Here is a 19,654-nt window from a genome sequence, read left to right as displayed (position 1 = left end):
ATATTTTTAAACTTGAGAGTATTAATTCAATATGCATATTGTAATAATAAATATTTATTACCTTTGAAAAAATCTATTAAAGAATAACATCATGAGATTATTTGAGCATCCTATGACAATTGTAATTATACTAGTGGTAGTATTATTATTATTTGGAGGTAAAAAAATTCCAGAATTAATGAGGGGATTAGGTACAGGGTTGAGAGAGTTTAAAGATGCTACCAAGAAAGATGAGGAGGTTAAGAATAAGGACTCCAATTCCACTAAAGATGAGTTATAATAACTTAAAATTTCACTCAATTTTTTTATGAATTTTACAGAAAACGCTTGGAGAATTTTTAATCAGTCAATTGAACATTATCATAAGCTTGACAGGGTAGACCAAGAAATTAAAAATCCATATCCCAATCATTCAATTGAACATCTGCTATATCTAAAAAACTGGATTGATACTGTGCAATGGCATTTAGAGGATTTGATAAGAGATCCTAAGATTGATCCTATTGAAGCTTTAGAATTAAAAAGAAAAATTGATGCATCCAATCAAGAAAGAACGGATCGTGTTGAAAATTTAGACGGTTGGTTTTTAGAGAAATTTAAGGATGTGAACATTTTGTCTGAAGCTAAAATAAACACCGAAAGTCCTGCTTGGGCTCTTGATAGATTTTCAATCTTAGCCTTAAAAATTTATCATATGAATATGGAGGTTAATCGTGAAGATGCCTCGACTACACACATACAAAATTGCAAAGAAAAACTTTCAATTTTAAAAGAACAACATAAAGATCTATCCATAGCCATTGAAGAATTGTTAGAAGATTATAAACATGGTAGAAAGTATATGAAAGTGTATAAACAAATGAAGATGTATAATGACGAAGACTTAAACCCTATATTGTACAATAAAAAATAATATTAGTATATAACTCTAAAGTATAGTAAATTACGAAATTTATCTTAATTTCGTAATTTTTTTATATAGTCTAGTATCATCTATTAATACTATTAAACCAGTGAAATGCAGAAAATAATCTACACATATATTATTTTAATAGGAGCAATTAATCTGTTTGAAGCACAAGAAAACAAAAAGGTTGATGAATTGGATTCTATCATAGTTCCAAAAAAAGAAAAACATTGGAAAATTATTGGTGAACAATCGTTAACCATAAATCAAAGTTCATTCTCTAATTGGGTAGCAGGAGGTGTAAATTCATTTGGTGCGAGTGCTAAAATTAATTATTCATTCAATTATGAAAAAGGTAAAAACATCTTTAAGAATAAAATAATTTTAGGTTATGGTCAAGTAAGTAACGAAAAGGAAAAACCTAAAAAAACAGACGATGTTATTCATATTGAATCGATGTACGGATATAAAATCAGTAAAAGTTGGTATAGTTCAATAGCATCATCATTAATTACACAGATGGCCAATGGTTATAATTATGATGCTGATCCGGACTATACAGTTAAGGATAGAAAATCAGCCTTTATGTCGCCGGGTTATGTAACTCTCGGTTTGGGGTTTGAATATAAGCCCTACGGAAAACTACAAATTTCCATTTTACCAGTAACTGCCAAAGCTACACTTATTTTAGATAAAAAACTACAAAAAAAAGGGGAGTATGGTTTAAAAAAAGATGGGGATAACTTATTTATGGAATTGGGAAACCTTGTTACTGTAAAATATGATTTTGATTTAATGAAAAATGTTTCAACTAACAATACCTTAAGCTTATTTTCTAACTACCTGGAACATGTAGAAAGATTTAACATAGTATACGGAACTATTATTAATATGAAGATTAATAATAGTCTAGCTACTAAACTTACTTTTGATCTTATATATGCACACAACCAAGTACAAAAGGTTCAAATTAAGCAAACCTTTGGCTTAGGAATGTCCTACAAATTTCAAACGGAATAATTAGTTAAATAAATATTTTATACTTGAAATATACTATTTTAATATTTGATAGGCTAATAGAGCTGTGAAATATGCAATTCCAGTCATTGATAATAATTGAATGATTGGCCACTTCCAAGAAAAAGTTTCTTTTTTCACTACTGCTAGGGTGCTTACGCATTGCATAGCAAAAGCATAAAACAACAAAAGTGAAACACCTGAAGCAAAATTAAATGAAGGTTTTCCAGTGTTGGGATTAATGTCATTTTTCATCAGCTCTTTCAATTTCACATTGCTATCTGAGTCATTTTCTTCAAGGCTATAAATGGAAGCTAATGTACCCACAAAAACTTCTCTTGCTGCAAAAGATGATAAAATAGCAATATCAATTTTCCAATCATATCCCAAAGGTCTGAATACAGGTTCAATAGTTTTACCGAATTTCCCTAAATAGGAATCAGCAAGAGGTACTTCTGCAAAATAATTAGTTTTAGAATTGTTTTTAGAAATTCCAAAGGTTCCCAAAGCCCATAAAACTACACTCACAGCAATAATAATTTTTCCTGCGTTGGTTATAAAGCTTAAAGACTTTTCATATAAACCATAAAATACATTTCTCCAGAATGGCACTTTATAGTTGGGCATATCTAAAACAAGATAACTTTTATATTTAGATTTTATAAACGCATTAGCAATGGAAGCTCCGAGAAAAGCCATTAAAACACCTAGTAGGTACATCACCATCATAGCTACTCCTTGTAAATTAAAGAAACCTTCTCCTTTGGGTATAATTAAAGAAATAATGATTGAATATACAGGTAAGCGAGCAGAGCAAGTCATAAACGGAGTTACTAAAATGGTAATAAGCCTTTCTTTAGTATTTTCAATATTTCTAGCAGACATTATCCCGGGTATTGCACATGCCACCCCAGATAGTAATGGAACAACACTTTTTCCATTTAGTCCCACCGGTTTGAACCATCGATCCATTAAATAAACAACTCTAGCCATATATCCACTCTCCTCCATTAAAAGCAAGAAAAAAAATAACAAAGCTATCTGTGGAACAAAGACTATTACGCCACTAACTCCTGGAATAATTCCTTGAGCAATTAAATCCGTAAGAGGACCTTTGGGGAGAAACTTAGAAATCCAAGTACTGCTATCTGCAAATATACCTTCTATCCAATCTTGAGGATAACTTGATAAATAAAATAAAGATTGAAATATTAGAAAAAGAATCAAAAAGAAAATTAAATATCCCCAAATTTTATGTGTAGCAATTTCATCAATTTTATTTGTTAAAGTTTGATAAGTTGGATCTTTGTATACAATTTTTTCAACAACATTATCTATCTGCTGATGTCTTAAAATAGTCTCTTTAACTTGTAAACGTTTAGGTATGATTTTGTATTTTTTCTCAATTTCAGAAATAACAGATTTATATTTAAGAGGTATGTTATATGTTTTAACTTGAGTGATAAGTAACCAAGCAATATAATCATTATTAATGGAACAACTCTCTTTAATTTCGTTGATAATAGCTTTATATTCATTAGGACATTCAAAATGAATTTCTTTTGTAACAGCACTACTAGTAGTTAGTTCATATATTTTATTTTTTAGTTCTTCAACACCCTTATTTTTCCTAGCACTAACCAATACAACAGGAGTGTCAAAATAGGTACTAATATTCTCTTCTCTAATTAGAATACCTTCTTTTTCAATATCATCAATTTGGTTGATTGCTAAAATACAGGGGATTTGTAAATCTCTTATTTGCTTATATAAATATAAACTTCTTTTTATATTATGTACATCTCCAACGACAACTATACAATCAGGATAAAAAGGATTTTTGGTATCTAATAAAGTATTTAATACAACTTCTTCGTCAGCAGAAGAAGGACTTAAGCTATAGGTTCCAGGTAAATCTACAATTCTATAATTTGTATTTTTAAAAGAAAATTTACCTTCTTTTTTTTCAACAGTAATTCCGGGATAATTGCCTGTTTTTTGGTGAAGTCCAGTTAATTGATTAAAAAGGGTAGTTTTTCCAGAATTAGGATTCCCTACAAGAACTATAGTTTTTTTTTCCATTATAAAATTTAAGATTTTACCTCAATAAGAATACATTTTGCCTCTTCTTTTCTTAGCATAATAATGCTTTTCTCATTCCCATATTCTATGTATAGAGGACCATTCCATGGAGCTTTTCTTATAAGAGAGATGGAAACTCCAGGTACAATACCCATTTCTAATATTTTCGCAGGAATATCTTCCTCTGAAAAACCAATTACTATTGCTTTTTCAGAAGGTTTTAATAAGGATAATGATTGAGGGTTCATAGATTGACTCAAAGTGAATTGATTGCAAATATAAAAATTATTTAGATTTAATATAAATAAAATTTGAATCTATATAGTATATATGATAATTGTGAATACATAAAAAATAATTCAATATTTTATTAATATATCTTATTATAACTGAAAATATTAGCTAATATTTTAATAATTTATTAAAATTACTAATAGTTTTGCTTTCAAAGTTTAGAGAATTTTAAATTATATGAGAAATAAAAAGCATTTATTAATATTTATATTCATAATCATGATTTCAATGGTACAAGCTGGAGGTTTTAGAGTATCATTGCAAGGGGTAAGACAAGCAGCTATGGCGCATACTAGTGCACATGTAAGAGATGCAAGCGTTGCTTTCTTTAATCCCGGAGGAATAGCATTTATCCCTTCTAAACTGAGTATATCCTCCGGAGGTTTTTTAGTAGGAACCAAAGTAAATTATCAAAATTTACAAACCCATTATAAGGCAAGTACAGACAATCCAATTAGCACACCAATGACATTTAATGTGGCTTACAAAGCAACCAATCAAATTTCTGTAGCTTTAAGTATTACAACACCTTTTGGAAGCACAGTTAATTGGGGGAGAGATTGGGCAGGAAAAGATTTAATCAACAAAATTGAACTTCAAGCTTTTTATATACAACCTACGGTTGCCTATAGGTTTAATAATTGGATAAGTGTGGGTGCAGGGGTTATATATGCTACAGGGAACGTAAACTTACAAAAATCATTAACACCCGTAAATGGACATATGAAGTTAGAAGATAAAAATGCATCCGGTAACGGGTTTAATGTAGGAGTGTATCTAAGACCCACTGACAAATTAGATATCAGCGTAGCATATCGATCAAAAGTTGATATGAAAGCAAAAAAAGGAAAAGCTGAATTTGATATTCCTTCTTCATTGGTTGGGAAAAGTCCCTTTTTAACGTCAACAGACCAGTTTAGTGCAACACTACCTTTAGCTTCAGAATTTACACTTGGGCTAACTTATAGAGTATTACCAAAATTATCTATATCCGCCGATTGGAATGTTTCCGGGTGGAACAGATATGAAAATTTAACCTTTAACTTTAAAAAGAATCAGGTGGGTAACTTAGAAAATGATCCTACTGTTTCAATGGCACCCAAAAAATTTAAAAATTCAAATACCTTTAGAATAGGTGGAGAATACTTAGCAACTAAGGATTTAGCCGTTCGTTTAGGATACTATTACGATCAATCTCCTGTAAGGTCAAATTATTGGAGTCCGGAAACACCTAGTACGAATAATAATGCTGTTACAGGTGGAGTAGGTTATAGTTTTTATAATAAAAAACTAATGGTTGACTTATCTGGAATTTACTATGTAGGAAAGTCAAGGAAATTTAATAACGAATTTTATAACTTTAGTGGAGAAGCTAACTTAAGTAGCTTTATTGTTGGACTAGGATTAACTTGGAATCCATTTTAAAATTTAAAAAACGATGAAAAAAAAATATTTATATCTCTTTCTATTACCTATATTAGTATTAATCGTACATTCTTGTAAAAATAGTTTTGATGAGGATGTCTCAGATGTAGCTATTCAAAAAGGACAGGCAGATTTTTCAAGATATGTTGCGTTAGGGAATTCACTAACTTCAGGTTATAGAGATAACGCTTTATATATATCAGGTCAAAAAGAATCATACCCAGTTATGTTAGCCACTCAAATGAAATACGCTGGAGGAGGTGATTTTAAAGTTCCTTATATGAATGATGAATTAGGGGGGATACCCATGCTGAAAGTTGAAAATAAAAAAATATTAGCAGTAGTAAATGGTAGTTTATCTCCAGTAACAGCCCCTGATAATGCAAGCACAACCATAAATAATTTATATTCTGAAGGGCCTTTTCAAAATATGGGAGTTCCGGGAGCTAAATCATTTCATTTGATAGTTTCGGGGTATGGAAATCCTAACAAATTACAATCTCAAGAAGCAAATCCATACTTTGTACGTTTTGCATCTTCACCAGAGTCCTCAGTTTTATCTGATGCAATGTTGCAGAATCCAACTTTTTTTTCATTGTGGATAGGAAATAATGATGTATTGGGTTATGCTACCTCTGGAGGGGACGGCACCAATCCAATTACAGATATTTCTACTTTTGATTCTGCTTATAAAACATTAGTACAAACCCTAACTTCAGGAGGTGCTAAAGGAGTAGTTGCGAATATACCAGACGTAACCAGTATTCCTTTTTTTACAACTGTTCCATTCAACCCATTATCCCCTCAAGCACTTACAGCAAGTGATCCAAATCAAATAGATAAAATTAATACTTCATATTCACAGTTGAATCAAATTTTTGAAGCTTTAGGTTACCCGGAAAGAAAAATTGTGTATTCATCAACACAAGCAAATCCGGTATTAATTAAAGATAAATCAATTAAAGATTTAAGTCAACAATTGTCAAATGTATTAATATCCAAAGGAATCCCATCACAGCAAGCAAATTTTCTAGGAAAGTTGTATGGACAATCTAGACCAGCAAATTCAAAGGATTATTTGTTATTAACAGTAAGCTCAATTCTTGGAAAGCCCAATCAAGAAGCTATAAAAGATGGTGTTCTAGCAGAACAATCCATTAATGGGGTAACATATCCATTGGAAGACCAATGGGTACTAACAGAAGTAGAAGTAAATCTAATAAAACAGGCAACAATCGCATTCAACAATATAATAAAGAATTACGCAGAACAATATAATTTAGCATTTGTAGATGTCAATAAGCTGATGAATGATTTAAGCAAAAAATCAGGGATTACATATGATGGAGTTAACTATACAAGTAAATTTGTTACAGGAGGAGCTTTCTCTTTAGACGGGGTTCACCCTTCAGGTAGAGGATATGCCTTTATTGCTAATGAATTTATAGAGTCTATTAACAAAAAATATTTATCAAATTTACCTAAAGTAAATCCTAATAATTACAAAGGCGTAGACTTTCCTTAGAAATTTATTTGCAATAATTAGTCTATATCTGAAAAAATTATAAATTTGTGTCATTGTTTTTGGGTAAAAATTTTAATAAGCATAAATGAGTCAACCGGTACATATTTTCTCTACCAGAGAAAATGTAACTTTAGCAGAAAAAATATCACAAAGTTATGGAATGCCATTAGGAAAAATGAGCTTTTTTGATTTTAGTGATGGAGAATATCAACCATGTTTAGAAGAATCTGTAAGAGGTTCAAGAGTTTTTATCATAGGATCAACCTTTCCACCTGCAGATAATTTAATGGAAATGTTATTGATGATTGACGCTGCTAAACGAGCTTCTGCTGATAAAATTACAGCAGTGATTCCATATTTTGGTTTGGCTAGGCAAGATAGGAAGGATAAACCTAGAGTACCTATAGGAGCTAAGTTGGTAGCCAATTTACTAAGTGCTGCCGGAGCGACGCGTATAATGACCATGGATTTGCATGCAGATCAAATTCAAGGTTTTTTTGAAATACCGGTGGATCATTTATTTGCATCCAACATCTTTGTGAATTATGTACGTTCATTAAATTTAAAAAATTTAACAATAGCATCTCCGGATATGGGAGGAGCTAAAAGAGCGAGAACCTATGCCAGTCATTTAAATGCTGACGTAGTAATCTGTTATAAAGAAAGAAAAAAGGCTAATAATATTGATTATATGATTTTAATTGGAGACGTTAAAGATAGAAACGTTATTCTAATAGATGATATGATTGATACAGCCGGTACTCTAACAAAGGCTGCTGATATTATTATGGAATCCGGCGCACTAAGTGTTAGAGCTATGGCAACTCATCCTATTCTCTCTGGAGGAGCTTACGAACGAATTAATAATTCAAGATTAGAAGAAGTAATTGTCACAGATTCAATACCATTAAAAAATAATTTGGTAGACAAAATAAAAGTCTTATCTTGTGCACCTCTTTTTGGAGAGATAATGAATCTTGTTCATAATAGAGAATCTATAAGTAAAAAATTTTTAATATAAAATATGAAATCAATTACAATTCAAGGGGAAAAAAGAGAAAGCGTAGGTAAAAAGTCATCCCAAGCTCTACGTAATGCTGAAAAAGTTCCTTGTGTTGTTTATGGAGAAAAAGAAGTATTACACTTCTCAGCAGATGAAAAAAGTTTTAAAAACTTAGTTTATACTCCCGAAGCACACACAGTTACTTTAGAAGTTGATGGAAGAAAGATAGATGCAATTTTACAAGATGTGCAATTTCATCCAGTAACTGATAGAATTATACATGCAGATTTTTATGAGTTAAATCCAGACAAGCCTGTATCAATTGAAGTTCCTGTAATTACAACAGGTAGATCTAAAGGTGTTGTTAGAGGAGGGGTACTACGAGTAAACTTAAGAAAATTAAAGGTAAGAGCGATTCCGGTTAATTTGCCAGATGAAATAGTTATAGATGTAACGCCTTTAAATGTTGGTCATAAGTTTGAAGTTGCTAAACTTAAAAATGACAAATTTCAAATCCTACATCCAGACAACACAGTGGTTGTAGCGGTTAAAACTTCACGTACAGTTAAGGCAGGAGCTGATGACGATGATGAAGAAAATGGAGAAAGTTCAGCAAATGAAAATGCGGAAGGAACTAATTAATACAATTTTTAAAAATAAAAAAAGGATACTTAAGTAAGTATCCTTTTTTTATTTTTAATTTCTGAATCTAAAAATAATTAATGAATATTTAATGCTAAATTATATAAATAACTAAAGGTAAGCATTCAATGTTTTTATTTTATTGCTTGAAACAGTAATTGTAATTGATTAATTGATATTCAAGTAATATCTATTGAACTGTAAATCAGATGTTATTTTTTTGTTTTTTTATTTCTGGCAAGCATTACAACGGATATTAGTCCCATAACAATCATAATAACCATTTGCAAGCTATGAGAAAGTATAGCATAAGAATATCCTATGTCTTTCCCTTCCGATGCAGATTTATCTAAGCTTAAGAATAAAGCAGAAAATCCAATCATCATAGCACCGTGGTACGCGCCAATACCCCCAGAAGCAGGTAGCATCATACCTAGAGAGCCAATTGCAAGCAAATAAAATCCGGTTTGTATAGAAATGAAAGAAGTTTCAGGTAACGCAAATACAATTAAATAAGAAGCAAAAAAATAGCACACCCATATTCCTATGGTTAAAAGTGTGAATTTGAGTTTTTGTTTTACTTTTACAATTGAAATAAGTCCAGTAAGAATTCCTTTTAATAGGCTTATTATTTTATTTACTACTGATAGCTGTAAAAGCTTTTTTCTTAAAATTAGAATTAAAGAAAATAGTAATAAAGTAGTAAAACCTATAATATATAAAATTGTATAATTGATTTCAATAGGTTTATCATTAGAACTTATGGAGATACTAATGGCAGATAATAAGGATGAATAATTAAAAATGAAAGCTAATAATAAAAAAAGAAGCATAAAAAGAAGATCAATAACCCTTTCTGTTACAATCGTACCAAAAGATTTTGAAAAAGGAACATTTTCAACCGTTTGAAGTGCAGTTGCTCTACCTATTTCTCCCATTCGTGGTATGCCTAAATTTAGGAAGTAACCAAAAGATAAAGTCCATAATGCATTTGAATTATGAATCTTATATCCCATGGGCTCTAATAGTAAATTCCAACGAATTGCTCTAAGAAAATAAGCTCCTAAGCCAAAACAAGCGGCTAAACCAATCCATAGATAGTTTGCCCTTTTAACTACAGATATTGTTTTTTCAACAAAGTTTCCACCTAAACTTTTTGCGACTAATAGCATAAGACCTCCGGCTACAATTATAGATACTAAGACGGTTAGAGTAGTTTTAATCTTTTTATTCATTCTAAATGCAGTTATTAAAATCTAATTTTATATTATCAATAAGCCTAACTTCTCCAGCGTAAACAGTTATAAAGGCTCTATAACTTTTATTTGATTCTAATTTTTCAACAGGGATTAGATTTTCCTCTTCAGCAATAATAAAATAATCCAGTTTAAAGATTGAACTATCATACAATTCTTTAATTTCTGAAATAACTTCACTCACAGGTTTACAATTTTCAATAAGTTTTTTTGCTTTAAGTAAAGATTGATAGATGAATGAAGCTTCTTCTTTGAATGAACCCGATAAACGGCTGTTCCTGGAACTCAGAGCAAGACCCGAGTCTTCTCTAAAAATTGGCATTCCAATAATTTTTATAGGAAGTTTTTCATCGTAAACAAATTTTCTAATAATTTGAAGTTGTTGAAAATCTTTTTCACCAAAATAGGCTTTAGAAGGTTTAATTTGTAGAAATAAACGTCTAACTATAGTAATCATACCATCAAAATGTCCCGGTCGTGAATGCCCCTCCATATAATCCCCTAAGGTTCCAATAGTAAATTCATCAATTTCTAAACCCTCTGGATACATATCTTGATTCGAAGGAATATAAACGGCATCACAACCAATACTTTCTAATTTTTTTATATCTTCCTGTTCGGTTTTAGGATATTTTTCAAAATCAGATATATCATTAAATTGAGTTGGATTTACATAAATACTAGCGAGGGTGTACTGGTTTTCTTCTATGGATTTTTGAATTAGAGAAAGATGTCCTTGATGTAGAGCCCCCATAGTTGGCACGAAGCCAAGGGCAAGTTGCTTATCATTTATTGAGCTAGAAAAGTCTGATAAATCTTGCCTATTTCTTAATATAACCATAATCTTAAAATTATTTGTTGCAGTAATGCAACTAATCCATATATAATGCAAACATAGCACATATCATTAATTTTTTGTAACTTTGTAACAACTATTACAATCATTTTTTAAAAATAATGAGTTTACAAAGAATACTTCATGTAACTTCCGAATTAGTTCCTTACTTTAATGAAAACCCTATATCTTCTGGTGTGTACAATGCAGCAAAGCAGATGTTTGCACAAGGGAAAGATGTTAGGATTTTTATGCCAAGATTTGGTTTAATAAATGAGAGGAGATATCAACTCCACGAAGTTATTCGACTGTCGGGAATGAATTTAATCATCAACGATTTAGATCAACCATTGGTAATTAAAGTAGCTTCACTTCCTGGAGAAAGAATGCAGGTTTATTTTATTGAGAATCAAGAATATTTTAAAAGAAAATCTGCCTATTCAGATGATTTTAATCAATGGTTTGAAGACAATGATGAAAGATCCGTTTTCTTTGCTAAAGGAGTTCTAGAAACCATAAAAAAATTAAATTGGATTCCAGATGTAATACACATTCACGGCTGGATGGCAAGTTTTTTACCTATCTATTTAAAGACTAATTATTCCAACGATGCATTTTTTAGTGACATAAAAATTATATCTTCAGTATATAATCATGGAGAAGGCGGTGTGTTTAGTGAGAATTTTAAAAATATTCTTGAATATGATAAGATTGATTTGAATGATTTAAAATACTTAAATTCCAATTCTTACGTTAATGTTGTAAAAGAAGCGATGAAATTTTCTGATGTAGTAGTAAAAGGAGAAGAACTTCTATTGAATGAGTTGGAAGAGCTTTTCAATGAATTAGAACAATCCAAGTTTGATTTTATTCAGAATGAAGACATTCAGGAAGTTTATCGAGAAGCAAATGGAATAAATATTCAACATTAAATATTTTATGAATATACTTAAAAGTAATATAAAGTTATTGATATTAACAGGAATATCAATAACTTTTTTGTTAAGCTGTGAAAATGATTCAACAGATATAGGTGCAGGATTAATACCAGATCAATCTAAAGGTATGAAAACTACAGTTGATTTAGTAGCTTACACAGTATCTAATAATGATACTATTAGAGCAGATTATTCAACATTAACCAATGGTTTAATTGGTGTGTATGAAGATAATGTCTTTGGAAAATCCAAAGCTTCGTTTAATACTCAGATTAGATTGGCTGCCAATCATGAGATTAAAGGAAATATACAAGAAGTTGATTCAGTGGTTTTAACTATAAATCCCTCTTTTGGAGCTTCTTTAGGAACGGTTTCAAGCGTTTTGAAACCAGGTAATGGAACAGACACGTTAAAATATACTACTAAATATCCTTTAACCTCTTATTTAGGAAGCACAGAAACTCCTATGCCTATTAACGTTAATAGAATTAATACTTTTTTAGAAACTACCTCATCGGCTTTGTATTCTAATAAAGTTGTTAGCGTAGGTGACTTGTTAGGAACTGCCAACTTAGGTGGAACCCTTACAAGTATTTCAATAAAAACTAGTGGAGGTGCTGTAGTTACAACTGAATCAAAGCCAGGTTATAGAATACGATTGGATCCTACCTATTTTAAAGAAAACTTCTTTAATAAAAAAGGTGCACCAGAGCTAAGTAATGACGATCTCTTCGTGCAATATTTTAAAGGAATAAGAATTTCTCCGGCTGATGATCGTTCACATTTCATGTTTGATTTTTCAAGAAGCACAATGACATTAGTGGCTTATTATAAATACAAAAACACAAATGCTGATAATTTTGTAAATGCTACTTATGAATTTACCATGGGGAATGAATTTAATTCTGAGCTTGGTGAATATACTTTTGACAATTCAACCGCTAGCTCTCAATTGAAGGAACAACTGCTTAATCCCAACATAACACAAGGAGAATCTAAATTGTTTTTACAAGGAATGGGAGGTCCGTCTGCGATTATTAAATTGGATGAAACACAGATTTCTGCCATTAGAGATTCAGTCTTACATAAAAATTGGGCAATTGTTAATGCTCAGTTAAAATTTAATGTGGCAGAAACTACGGGAACTAAACCCATTTATATTTATGGGTATAATAGTACTAAAAATTCTTTTTTACCAGATATAACTAGTTTTTCAAGTTTATCGGGTTATAATTTCAATCCTCCTTACAATACAGAAATAAATCCAGGCTATTATATTTTAAACATTACTCAATATGTGAAAAGTATTGTAGAAAAAAATGCTAGTAATGACCTTATTAAGGTTGGTATTGGAAATTTTGAAAAAAATTCTTCAGATCAGTATGTTTCATATGCCAAAACAACAAGAGCATATCAGCCCTACCGATTAGTATTTTACGGAAATAATGAAACTGAGGATAAAAAATTAAAATTAGAAATCACTTATACTAAAAAATAAATTTATAATAATTATGTGTGGAATTACAGGATATATAGGAAAAAAATTGGCTTATCCCATAATTATTAATGGATTAAGACGATTAGAATATAGAGGGTACGATAGTGCAGGAATTGTTTTAAATGAAAATAAAAATTTTAAATTATTTAAGACTAAAGGTAAAGTTTCAGATTTAGAAGAAATATGCAAAGGACTTAAATCTGATGCAACCGTAGGTGTTGGTCATACAAGATGGGCGACCCACGGAGTTCCTAACGATATCAATTCACATCCTCATTTATCCAACAATGAGAAGATAGTTTTGGTACATAACGGTATAATTGAAAACTATGATACTTTAAAAATAATGCTAACTTCTAAAGGGTATACCTTTAAAAGTGATACAGATACAGAGGTGCTGGTTAATCTTATACAATTTATGCAGGATACCCAAAATATTGATTTATCAACGGCTGTTCGTCTAGCTTTAAACGAAGTTATAGGAGCTTACGCTATAGCAGTCATGGAAGTAGATCATCCGGAAGAAATTGTAGTGGCAAGATTAAGTAGTCCATTAGCCATAGGAATTGGTGAAAATGAATACTTTATTGCTTCTGATGCATCTCCATTCATAGAGTTTACGAAGGAAGCCCTTTATTTAGAAGATGGCGAGATGGCTAATATAAGCCTGAAAGGCGTTGATGTTTTTAAAATTAAAGATAACTCAAAAGTAAATCCGATCATTCAAGAACTTAAATTGAGTTTAGAAGAGATTGAAAAGGGGGGGTATGAACATTTTATGTTAAAAGAAATCCATGAACAACCCAAATCTATTATGGATACCATGAGGGGTAGGTTATTAGTGGAAGAAGGCATCATTCAAATGGCAGGAATATGGGACTATCAAGAAAAATTTCTAAATGCAGAAAGAATTATTATTATCTCTTGTGGAACTTCTTGGCATGCTGGCTTGGTAGGAGAATATCTTATTGAAGATTTGGCTAGAATACCTGTAGAAGTTGAATATGCCTCAGAGTTTAGATATCGAAATCCAATAATTACAGATAAAGATATTGTAATTGCTATATCTCAATCAGGAGAAACAGCAGATTCTTTGGCAGCTTTGAAATTAGCCAAAGAAAAAGGAGCCTTTATTTACGGTATCTGTAACGTAGTTGATTCTTCAATCGCTCGTTTAACAGACGCTGGCTCTTATACCCATGCAGGACCCGAAATAGGTGTAGCATCAACAAAAGCTTTTACTGCACAATTGGCAGTACTTTCAATGATAGCTATAAAGCTAGCTAAACATAAAGGAACCATTAGTAAAGAAAAATTCAATTCTTTAATAACGGAATTGGACTCAATTCCTGATAAAATTGAGAAACTAATTAAATCGACAGAAGAACAAATCAAGAAGATTTCTTTGCAATACGAAAATGTACATAATTTCTTATATTTAGGGAGAGGATATAATTATCCAATTGCTTTAGAAGGAGCTTTAAAACTAAAAGAGATTTCATATATTCATGCAGAAGGTTATCCAGCAGCTGAAATGAAACATGGACCAATAGCCTTAATTGATGAAAATATGCCAGTGGTGGTTATAGCTCCAAGAACGGAGCATTACGAAAAAATCGTAAGTAACATTCAAGAAATAAATTCAAGGAAAGGAAAAGTGATAGCAATCGTTACAGAAGGTGATACCCAAGTTAAAAATATGGTTGCTGAAGCAATTGAAATCCCTGATGTTTCAGAATGTTTTTCCCCGATCTTAGCCTCAATTCCACTTCAGTTACTTGCTTATTATATAGCAATTTTGAGAGGGGTTAACGTTGATCAACCTAGAAATTTAGCAAAATCAGTAACAGTTGAATAATTAAAAAAGGTTTAGATTTCTAAACCTTTTTTTATAAGCTATAATTTTTAAGATTAGAGGAACTTAAAGACTAAAAAAAATTATAAAAATCAGTATTTTTGTAATAAGCAAAGATCAAATACAATGAATAAAAAAGTTATATTAATGATATTAGACGGCTGGGGGATAGCCACTGATAAATCTGTTTCAGCCATTGACCAAGCACATACACCATTTATGGATAGTAACTTCCAAAAATATTCTCATACCACATTAGTAACCTATGGATTAGATGTGGGATTACCTAAAGGGCAAATGGGAAATTCTGAGGTTGGACATATGAATTTAGGAGCAGGGAGAGTAGTTTACCAAAATTTAACTAGGATAAACTTAACCGTTGAAAATAAGACTTTGAATAAAGAGGCCGAATTGCAGAAAGCTTTTGAATACGCAAAAGCAAATAATAAGCCGGTTCATTTTATTGGTTTAGTTTCAGACGGAGGAGTTCATGCGCATATAGATCATTTAAAATCACTAGTGGAAGCTGCCAATAATTCTGAGGTTAAAGAGGTATTTGTTCATGCGTTTACAGATGGAAGAGATTGTGATCCGCATAGTGGAAAAGGATTTATAAAAGAAACTTTAGATTTTTGTAATACTTATAATGCAAAGTTAGCAACAATTGTAGGAAGGTATTATGCAATGGATAGAGATAAGAGGTGGGAAAGATTAAAACTTGCCTATGATGCCATGGTAAATTCTGAAGGAACCCATACGGATGATCCATTACAAGTAATTGAGCAATCGTATAAAGATGGAATTACTGATGAGTTTTTAAAACCTATTGTAATTACAGAAAATGATACAGCCATTGCTAAAATACAAGAGGGTGATGTAGTAATTTGTTTTAACTTTAGAACAGATAGACCTAGAGAAATTGTAGATGTATTATCTCAACACGATCATCCAGAAGTAGGTACTAAAAAATTAGATCTCTATTTTGTAACAATGACTGAATATGATGAAACTTTCAAAAATATTCATGTAATTTTTAAAGAAGAAACCATTAAAAATACTTTGGGAGAAGTTATTGCAAATGCTTCTTTAAACCAAATAAGAATTGCAGAAACTGAAAAATATCCGCATGTAACATTCTTCTTTTCAGGTGGAGAAGAAAAAGAGTTTGTGAATGAAAAAAGAATTATGGCACAATCTCCTAAAGATGTTCCAACTTATGACTTAAAACCACAAATGGCAGCTTATGATATACGGGATGCAATAATACCTGAACTAAAAAAACAAGAAGTAGATTTTGTGTGTTTAAATTTTGCTAATACCGATATGGTAGGACATACCGGAGTGTTTGAAGCGGCTATTAAAGCAGCAGAAGTGGTGGATGAATGTGCGAAAGATATTTGTGATGTAGCCTTAGATAATGGTTATACAACAATTATTATTGCCGATCATGGAAATTCTGATAAAATGAAAAATGAAGATGGATCTCCAAATACACAGCATACAACAAACTTAGTACCTTTGGTTATAGTAGATAAAGAGCACTACAATTTAAAACCAGGGAAATTAGGCGACGTAGCCCCAACCATTTTAACTCTTATGGGACTCCCAATTCCTAAAGAAATGACTGGAGATATACTTATTCAAAAGTAAAGTTAATATTATAATTTTGCAAAAAGACATTAATATAATTAATGTCTTTTTTTATATATTCAATCTTAAATGAATATTAAGATTAAGATAAACTATGGTTGATATTTTAAATATTATAATTTAATTCTTTAGAATTCATTTGTAAAATGAAGTTTAACAGAAGGATATTTTTCTTGCGTCATGGTGATGCTAAACGCGGAATCAGCTAGAAAAACTAGTTGCCCAAATTTATCTTTAGCTAAGAATTTTTGTTTCACACGTTTAAATTCTAAAAATTCTTCAGATTTTTGATCTTCACATTCCACCCAGCAGGCTTTATGAATGCTTACGGGTTCATAGCTACATTTGGCGGAATATTCATGTTCTAATCTGTATTGTATAACTTCGTATTGAAGAGCACCAACAGTTCCAATAATTTTTCGATTATTAATTTCTAAAGTAAATAATTGAGCAACACCTTCATCCATAAGCTGGTCAATGCCCTTAGCTAATTGTTTAGTTTTCATAGGGTCATCGTTATTAATATAGCGAAAATGTTCTGGAGAAAAGGAAGGAATCCCTTTAAAATTAAGCTTTTCGCCCTCGGTTAGTGTATCACCAATTCTAAAGTTTCCTGTATCATGCAATCCCACGATATCCCCAGGAAAACTCTCTTCAATCACTTCTTTTTTATCAGCAAAAAATGCTGCCGGGCTACTAAATTTTAAAGTTTTGTTTTGTCTTACATGAAGATAATTCGTATTTCTTTTAAATGTTCCAGAAACAATTTTTACAAAGGCTAAGCGGTCTCGATGTTTAGGATCCATGTTTGCATGGATTTTAAATACAAAACCCGTAAAATTATTTTCTTCTGGTTTTACTAAGCGTATATCGCTCATTTTTGGAAGCGGGTTAGGAGCTATATCAATAAAAGCATCCAATAACTCTTGAACTCCAAAATTATTTAAAGCAGAACCAAAAAACACCGGTTGTAAAGTTCCATCTAAATACTCTTGTTTGGAAAATTCTGGATATACAGATGTAATTAATTCCTGATCTGTTCTTAGGTTTTCAGCGGCTTTATCCCCAATTAATTCATTAATTATAGGGTCATTTATATCTTCAATTTCAATACGATCTCCAACTTTTTGTTTTTTCTCTTCCGTAAAGAATTTTAAATTCTTTTCCCACATATTATAGATTCCTTGAAAATCTAAACCCATACCAATGGGCCAAGAAAGAGGAGTAACTCTTAAGTTTAGTTTTTGCTCAACTTCATCCAATAGGTCAAAAGCATCCTTACCTTCTCGGTCCAATTTATTAATGAAAACCAACATAGGAATGTTTCTCATTCTACAAACCTGCACTAATTTTTCAGTTTGCTCTTCTACCCCTTTAGCAACATCAATAACAACGATTACGGAATCAACAGCTGTTAAAGTTCTATAAGTATCTTCTGCAAAATCTTTATGACCAGGAGTATCTAAGATGTTTATTTTTTTTCCTTTATAATCAAAAGCTAGCACAGAAGTAGCTACAGAAATACCTCTTTGTCGTTCTATTTCCATAAAGTCAGAAGCAGCACCCTTTTTCACTTTATTACTTTTAACCGCTCCAGCTTCCTGAATAGCGCCTCCAAACAATAATAATTTTTCAGTTAAAGTAGTTTTTCCTGCATCTGGGTGGGAAATAATTCCGAACGTTTTTCTTTTATGTATTTCTTTTTCTAAGGTAGTACTCATGGTATCTTACAGCTAAATGTCTGCAAATATAATATATTTAACAGATTTAGATTCTAAGAGAATAAGACAGTTTTATTTTTATAAACCAAAACCTTACGGTTAATATGGTGCTCTATAGCATGAGATAATACAATTTTTTCTAAATCTTGTCCTTTTCTTACTAAATCTTGAACACAATCTTTATGACTGATACGAGTGATATCTTGTTCTATAATAGGACCCGCATCCAGTTCTTCAGTTACATAATGGCTGGTAGCACCAATTAGTTTAACTCCACGTTCGAAAGCGGCATGATAAGGTTTAGCACCAACGAATGCAGGTAGAAAAGAGTGATGAATATTAATTATTTTATTTGGATAGCTAAGAATAAAATCATCCGTAAGGATTTGCATATAACGAGCAAGAACAATAAAATCAATCTCTTTTTCCCTCAATAGCTCTTTCTGTTTTGCTTCAATGGAAGTTTTATTTTCAGAATTCATTTTAAAAACATGGTATTCAATGCCAAATTTATCTGCTACCCATCTAAGATCTTCATGATTACTAATGATTATAGGAATTTGTACTTTCCATTCACCCGCCGTATATCGACCTAGAATATCAAATAAACAATGGGACATTTTTGAAACGCAAATAGCCATTTTAGGAACATAATCGTTAAAATATAATTTAAAATTCATGGACAGGTTTTCTCCATAATTTTTTTTAAAATATTCTGAAATTTCATTTCTAGGAATTGAAAAATCCTTTAAATCCCATTCTACCCGCATAAAAAATATTTTATCTTTAGGATCTACGTGCTGTTCCAGTTCAATAATATTTCCTCCATACGAACATATAAATTCTGTAACAGAAGCAATTAGCCCGGGTCTATCTGGGCAGTGTATAAGTAGAATAGCATTTGAATTCTTCATTTTGTATTAAGAGTTTTTAGTAATTGTATATTATCTTGAATGATTCGAAAAAATTTTCCTTTTATTAAAGATAAGGATTAAATCTAATCATA

General features: G+C 31.1%; 17 protein-coding genes. 11 read left to right on the top strand and 6 right to left on the bottom strand.

Features of this window, described 5'->3' with window-relative positions:
• Positions 1-91 precede the first annotated feature (91 nt).
• The 3 genes from tatA to ETU08_RS07000 all read left to right on the top strand — a co-directional run bounded on the left by tatA (position 92) and on the right by ETU08_RS07000 (position 1,927).
• Positions 92-280: a twin-arginine translocase TatA/TatE family subunit gene (gene tatA / locus ETU08_RS07010; RefSeq protein WP_146262318.1), complete on the top strand. Its 189-nt coding sequence runs from the start codon at positions 92-94 to the stop codon at positions 278-280.
• Positions 281-307: 27 nt separating this feature from the next.
• A complete protein-coding gene (locus ETU08_RS07005) occupies positions 308-913 on the top strand; it encodes a DUF4254 domain-containing protein (protein WP_146262317.1) in 606 nt (201 codons plus the stop codon).
• Between the two features lie 105 nt (positions 914-1,018).
• Entirely contained in the window at positions 1,019-1,927 is a 909-nt protein-coding gene (locus tag ETU08_RS07000; protein WP_146262316.1) for a DUF3078 domain-containing protein, read from the top strand.
• Positions 1,928-1,960: 33 nt separating this feature from the next.
• On the opposite strand, the gene feoB is transcribed toward ETU08_RS07000, so the two are convergent.
• Both feoB and ETU08_RS06990 read right to left on the bottom strand, forming a co-directional pair.
• Entirely contained in the window at positions 1,961-4,006 is a 2,046-nt protein-coding gene (gene feoB / locus ETU08_RS06995) for a ferrous iron transport protein B (RefSeq protein ID WP_146262315.1), read from the bottom strand.
• A gap of 8 nt (positions 4,007-4,014) precedes the next feature.
• Entirely contained in the window at positions 4,015-4,254 is a 240-nt protein-coding gene (locus tag ETU08_RS06990) for a FeoA family protein (RefSeq protein ID WP_146262314.1), read from the bottom strand.
• Between the two features lie 265 nt (positions 4,255-4,519).
• Between ETU08_RS06990 and ETU08_RS06985 the strand changes: the two genes are divergently transcribed.
• From ETU08_RS06985 to ETU08_RS06970, 4 genes are all read left to right on the top strand, one after another.
• The gene (locus ETU08_RS06985) at positions 4,520-5,725 is read left to right on the top strand and encodes an OmpP1/FadL family transporter (protein ID WP_146262313.1); all 1,206 of its coding nucleotides are present in this window, start codon (positions 4,520-4,522) and stop codon (positions 5,723-5,725) included.
• Between the two features lie 13 nt (positions 5,726-5,738).
• Positions 5,739-7,250 (top strand): SGNH/GDSL hydrolase family protein, encoded by a 1,512-nt coding sequence (locus ETU08_RS06980; RefSeq protein ID WP_146262312.1) that lies wholly within the window; start codon positions 5,739-5,741, stop codon positions 7,248-7,250.
• A gap of 85 nt (positions 7,251-7,335) precedes the next feature.
• Complete coding sequence (locus tag ETU08_RS06975; RefSeq protein ID WP_146262311.1) at positions 7,336-8,271, top strand: ribose-phosphate pyrophosphokinase; 936 nt, start codon at positions 7,336-7,338, stop codon at positions 8,269-8,271.
• Between the two features lie 3 nt (positions 8,272-8,274).
• The gene (locus ETU08_RS06970) at positions 8,275-8,895 is read left to right on the top strand and encodes a 50S ribosomal protein L25/general stress protein Ctc (protein ID WP_146262310.1); all 621 of its coding nucleotides are present in this window, start codon (positions 8,275-8,277) and stop codon (positions 8,893-8,895) included.
• 212 nt (positions 8,896-9,107) lie between these two features.
• Here the strand turns inward: ETU08_RS06970 and ETU08_RS06965 are convergent, their stop codons facing one another.
• Both ETU08_RS06965 and panC read right to left on the bottom strand, forming a co-directional pair.
• A complete protein-coding gene (locus tag ETU08_RS06965) occupies positions 9,108-10,130 on the bottom strand; it encodes a lysylphosphatidylglycerol synthase transmembrane domain-containing protein (RefSeq protein ID WP_146262309.1) in 1,023 nt (340 codons plus the stop codon).
• A gap of 1 nt (position 10,131) precedes the next feature.
• The gene (gene panC / locus ETU08_RS06960; protein ID WP_146262308.1) at positions 10,132-10,992 is read right to left on the bottom strand and encodes a pantoate--beta-alanine ligase; all 861 of its coding nucleotides are present in this window, start codon (positions 10,990-10,992) and stop codon (positions 10,132-10,134) included.
• 116 nt (positions 10,993-11,108) lie between these two features.
• Here panC and ETU08_RS06955 point away from each other — a divergent pair, with 116 nt between their 5' ends.
• The 4 genes from ETU08_RS06955 (at position 11,109) to gpmI (ending at position 16,927) form a co-directional block, all read left to right on the top strand.
• Positions 11,109-11,918 carry a glycogen/starch synthase gene (locus ETU08_RS06955; protein ID WP_146262307.1) on the top strand — a complete coding sequence of 270 codons (810 nt, stop codon included), beginning with the start codon at positions 11,109-11,111 and terminating at the stop codon, positions 11,916-11,918.
• A 7-nt stretch (positions 11,919-11,925) separates the two neighbouring features.
• Positions 11,926-13,422 (top strand): DUF4270 family protein, encoded by a 1,497-nt coding sequence (locus ETU08_RS06950; protein ID WP_146262306.1) that lies wholly within the window; start codon positions 11,926-11,928, stop codon positions 13,420-13,422.
• A 13-nt stretch (positions 13,423-13,435) separates the two neighbouring features.
• The gene (gene glmS / locus ETU08_RS06945; RefSeq protein ID WP_146262305.1) at positions 13,436-15,280 is read left to right on the top strand and encodes a glutamine--fructose-6-phosphate transaminase (isomerizing); all 1,845 of its coding nucleotides are present in this window, start codon (positions 13,436-13,438) and stop codon (positions 15,278-15,280) included.
• A gap of 123 nt (positions 15,281-15,403) precedes the next feature.
• A complete protein-coding gene (gene gpmI / locus ETU08_RS06940; RefSeq protein WP_146262304.1) occupies positions 15,404-16,927 on the top strand; it encodes a 2,3-bisphosphoglycerate-independent phosphoglycerate mutase in 1,524 nt (507 codons plus the stop codon).
• A 128-nt stretch (positions 16,928-17,055) separates the two neighbouring features.
• On the opposite strand, the gene ETU08_RS06935 is transcribed toward gpmI, so the two are convergent.
• Together ETU08_RS06935 and purU are read right to left on the bottom strand one after the other, a co-directional pair.
• Positions 17,056-18,648 (bottom strand): peptide chain release factor 3, encoded by a 1,593-nt coding sequence (locus ETU08_RS06935; protein WP_146262303.1) that lies wholly within the window; start codon positions 18,646-18,648, stop codon positions 17,056-17,058.
• 53 nt (positions 18,649-18,701) lie between these two features.
• Entirely contained in the window at positions 18,702-19,562 is an 861-nt protein-coding gene (purU, locus tag ETU08_RS06930) for a formyltetrahydrofolate deformylase (protein WP_146262302.1), read from the bottom strand.
• Positions 19,563-19,654: the final 92 nt, after the last annotated feature.

This window comes from Apibacter muscae (assembly GCF_007845635.1).
Taxonomy (GTDB): domain Bacteria; phylum Bacteroidota; class Bacteroidia; order Flavobacteriales; family Weeksellaceae; genus Apibacter; species Apibacter muscae.
The sequence above is the reverse complement of the archived record's forward strand: the minus strand, read 5'-3'. Positions and strand labels throughout refer to the sequence as shown.

What these genes read in the sequence shown, in the direction of transcription:
- ETU08_RS06980 (WP_146262312.1), top strand. Translation starts at nt 5,739, where the DNA reads ATGAAAAAAAAATATTTATATCTCTTTCTATTACCTATATTAGTATTA.
- glmS (WP_146262305.1), top strand. Translation starts at nt 13,436, where the DNA reads ATGTGTGGAATTACAGGATATATAGGAAAAAAATTGGCTTATCCCATA.
- ETU08_RS07005 (WP_146262317.1), top strand. Translation starts at nt 308, where the DNA reads ATGAATTTTACAGAAAACGCTTGGAGAATTTTTAATCAGTCAATTGAA.
- purU (WP_146262302.1), bottom strand. Translation starts at nt 19,562, where the DNA reads ATGAAGAATTCAAATGCTATTCTACTTATACACTGCCCAGATAGACCC.
- ETU08_RS06965 (WP_146262309.1), bottom strand. Translation starts at nt 10,130, where the DNA reads ATGAATAAAAAGATTAAAACTACTCTAACCGTCTTAGTATCTATAATT.
- panC (WP_146262308.1), bottom strand. Translation starts at nt 10,992, where the DNA reads ATGGTTATATTAAGAAATAGGCAAGATTTATCAGACTTTTCTAGCTCA.
- ETU08_RS06990 (WP_146262314.1), bottom strand. Translation starts at nt 4,254, where the DNA reads ATGAACCCTCAATCATTATCCTTATTAAAACCTTCTGAAAAAGCAATA.
- gpmI (WP_146262304.1), top strand. Translation starts at nt 15,404, where the DNA reads ATGAATAAAAAAGTTATATTAATGATATTAGACGGCTGGGGGATAGCC.
- ETU08_RS06955 (WP_146262307.1), top strand. Translation starts at nt 11,109, where the DNA reads ATGAGTTTACAAAGAATACTTCATGTAACTTCCGAATTAGTTCCTTAC.
- ETU08_RS06950 (WP_146262306.1), top strand. Translation starts at nt 11,926, where the DNA reads ATGAATATACTTAAAAGTAATATAAAGTTATTGATATTAACAGGAATA.
- feoB (WP_146262315.1), bottom strand. Translation starts at nt 4,006, where the DNA reads ATGGAAAAAAAAACTATAGTTCTTGTAGGGAATCCTAATTCTGGAAAA.
- ETU08_RS06985 (WP_146262313.1), top strand. Translation starts at nt 4,520, where the DNA reads ATGATTTCAATGGTACAAGCTGGAGGTTTTAGAGTATCATTGCAAGGG.
- ETU08_RS07000 (WP_146262316.1), top strand. Translation starts at nt 1,019, where the DNA reads ATGCAGAAAATAATCTACACATATATTATTTTAATAGGAGCAATTAAT.
- ETU08_RS06975 (WP_146262311.1), top strand. Translation starts at nt 7,336, where the DNA reads ATGAGTCAACCGGTACATATTTTCTCTACCAGAGAAAATGTAACTTTA.
- ETU08_RS06970 (WP_146262310.1), top strand. Translation starts at nt 8,275, where the DNA reads ATGAAATCAATTACAATTCAAGGGGAAAAAAGAGAAAGCGTAGGTAAA.
- ETU08_RS06935 (WP_146262303.1), bottom strand. Translation starts at nt 18,648, where the DNA reads ATGAGTACTACCTTAGAAAAAGAAATACATAAAAGAAAAACGTTCGGA.
- tatA (WP_146262318.1), top strand. Translation starts at nt 92, where the DNA reads ATGAGATTATTTGAGCATCCTATGACAATTGTAATTATACTAGTGGTA.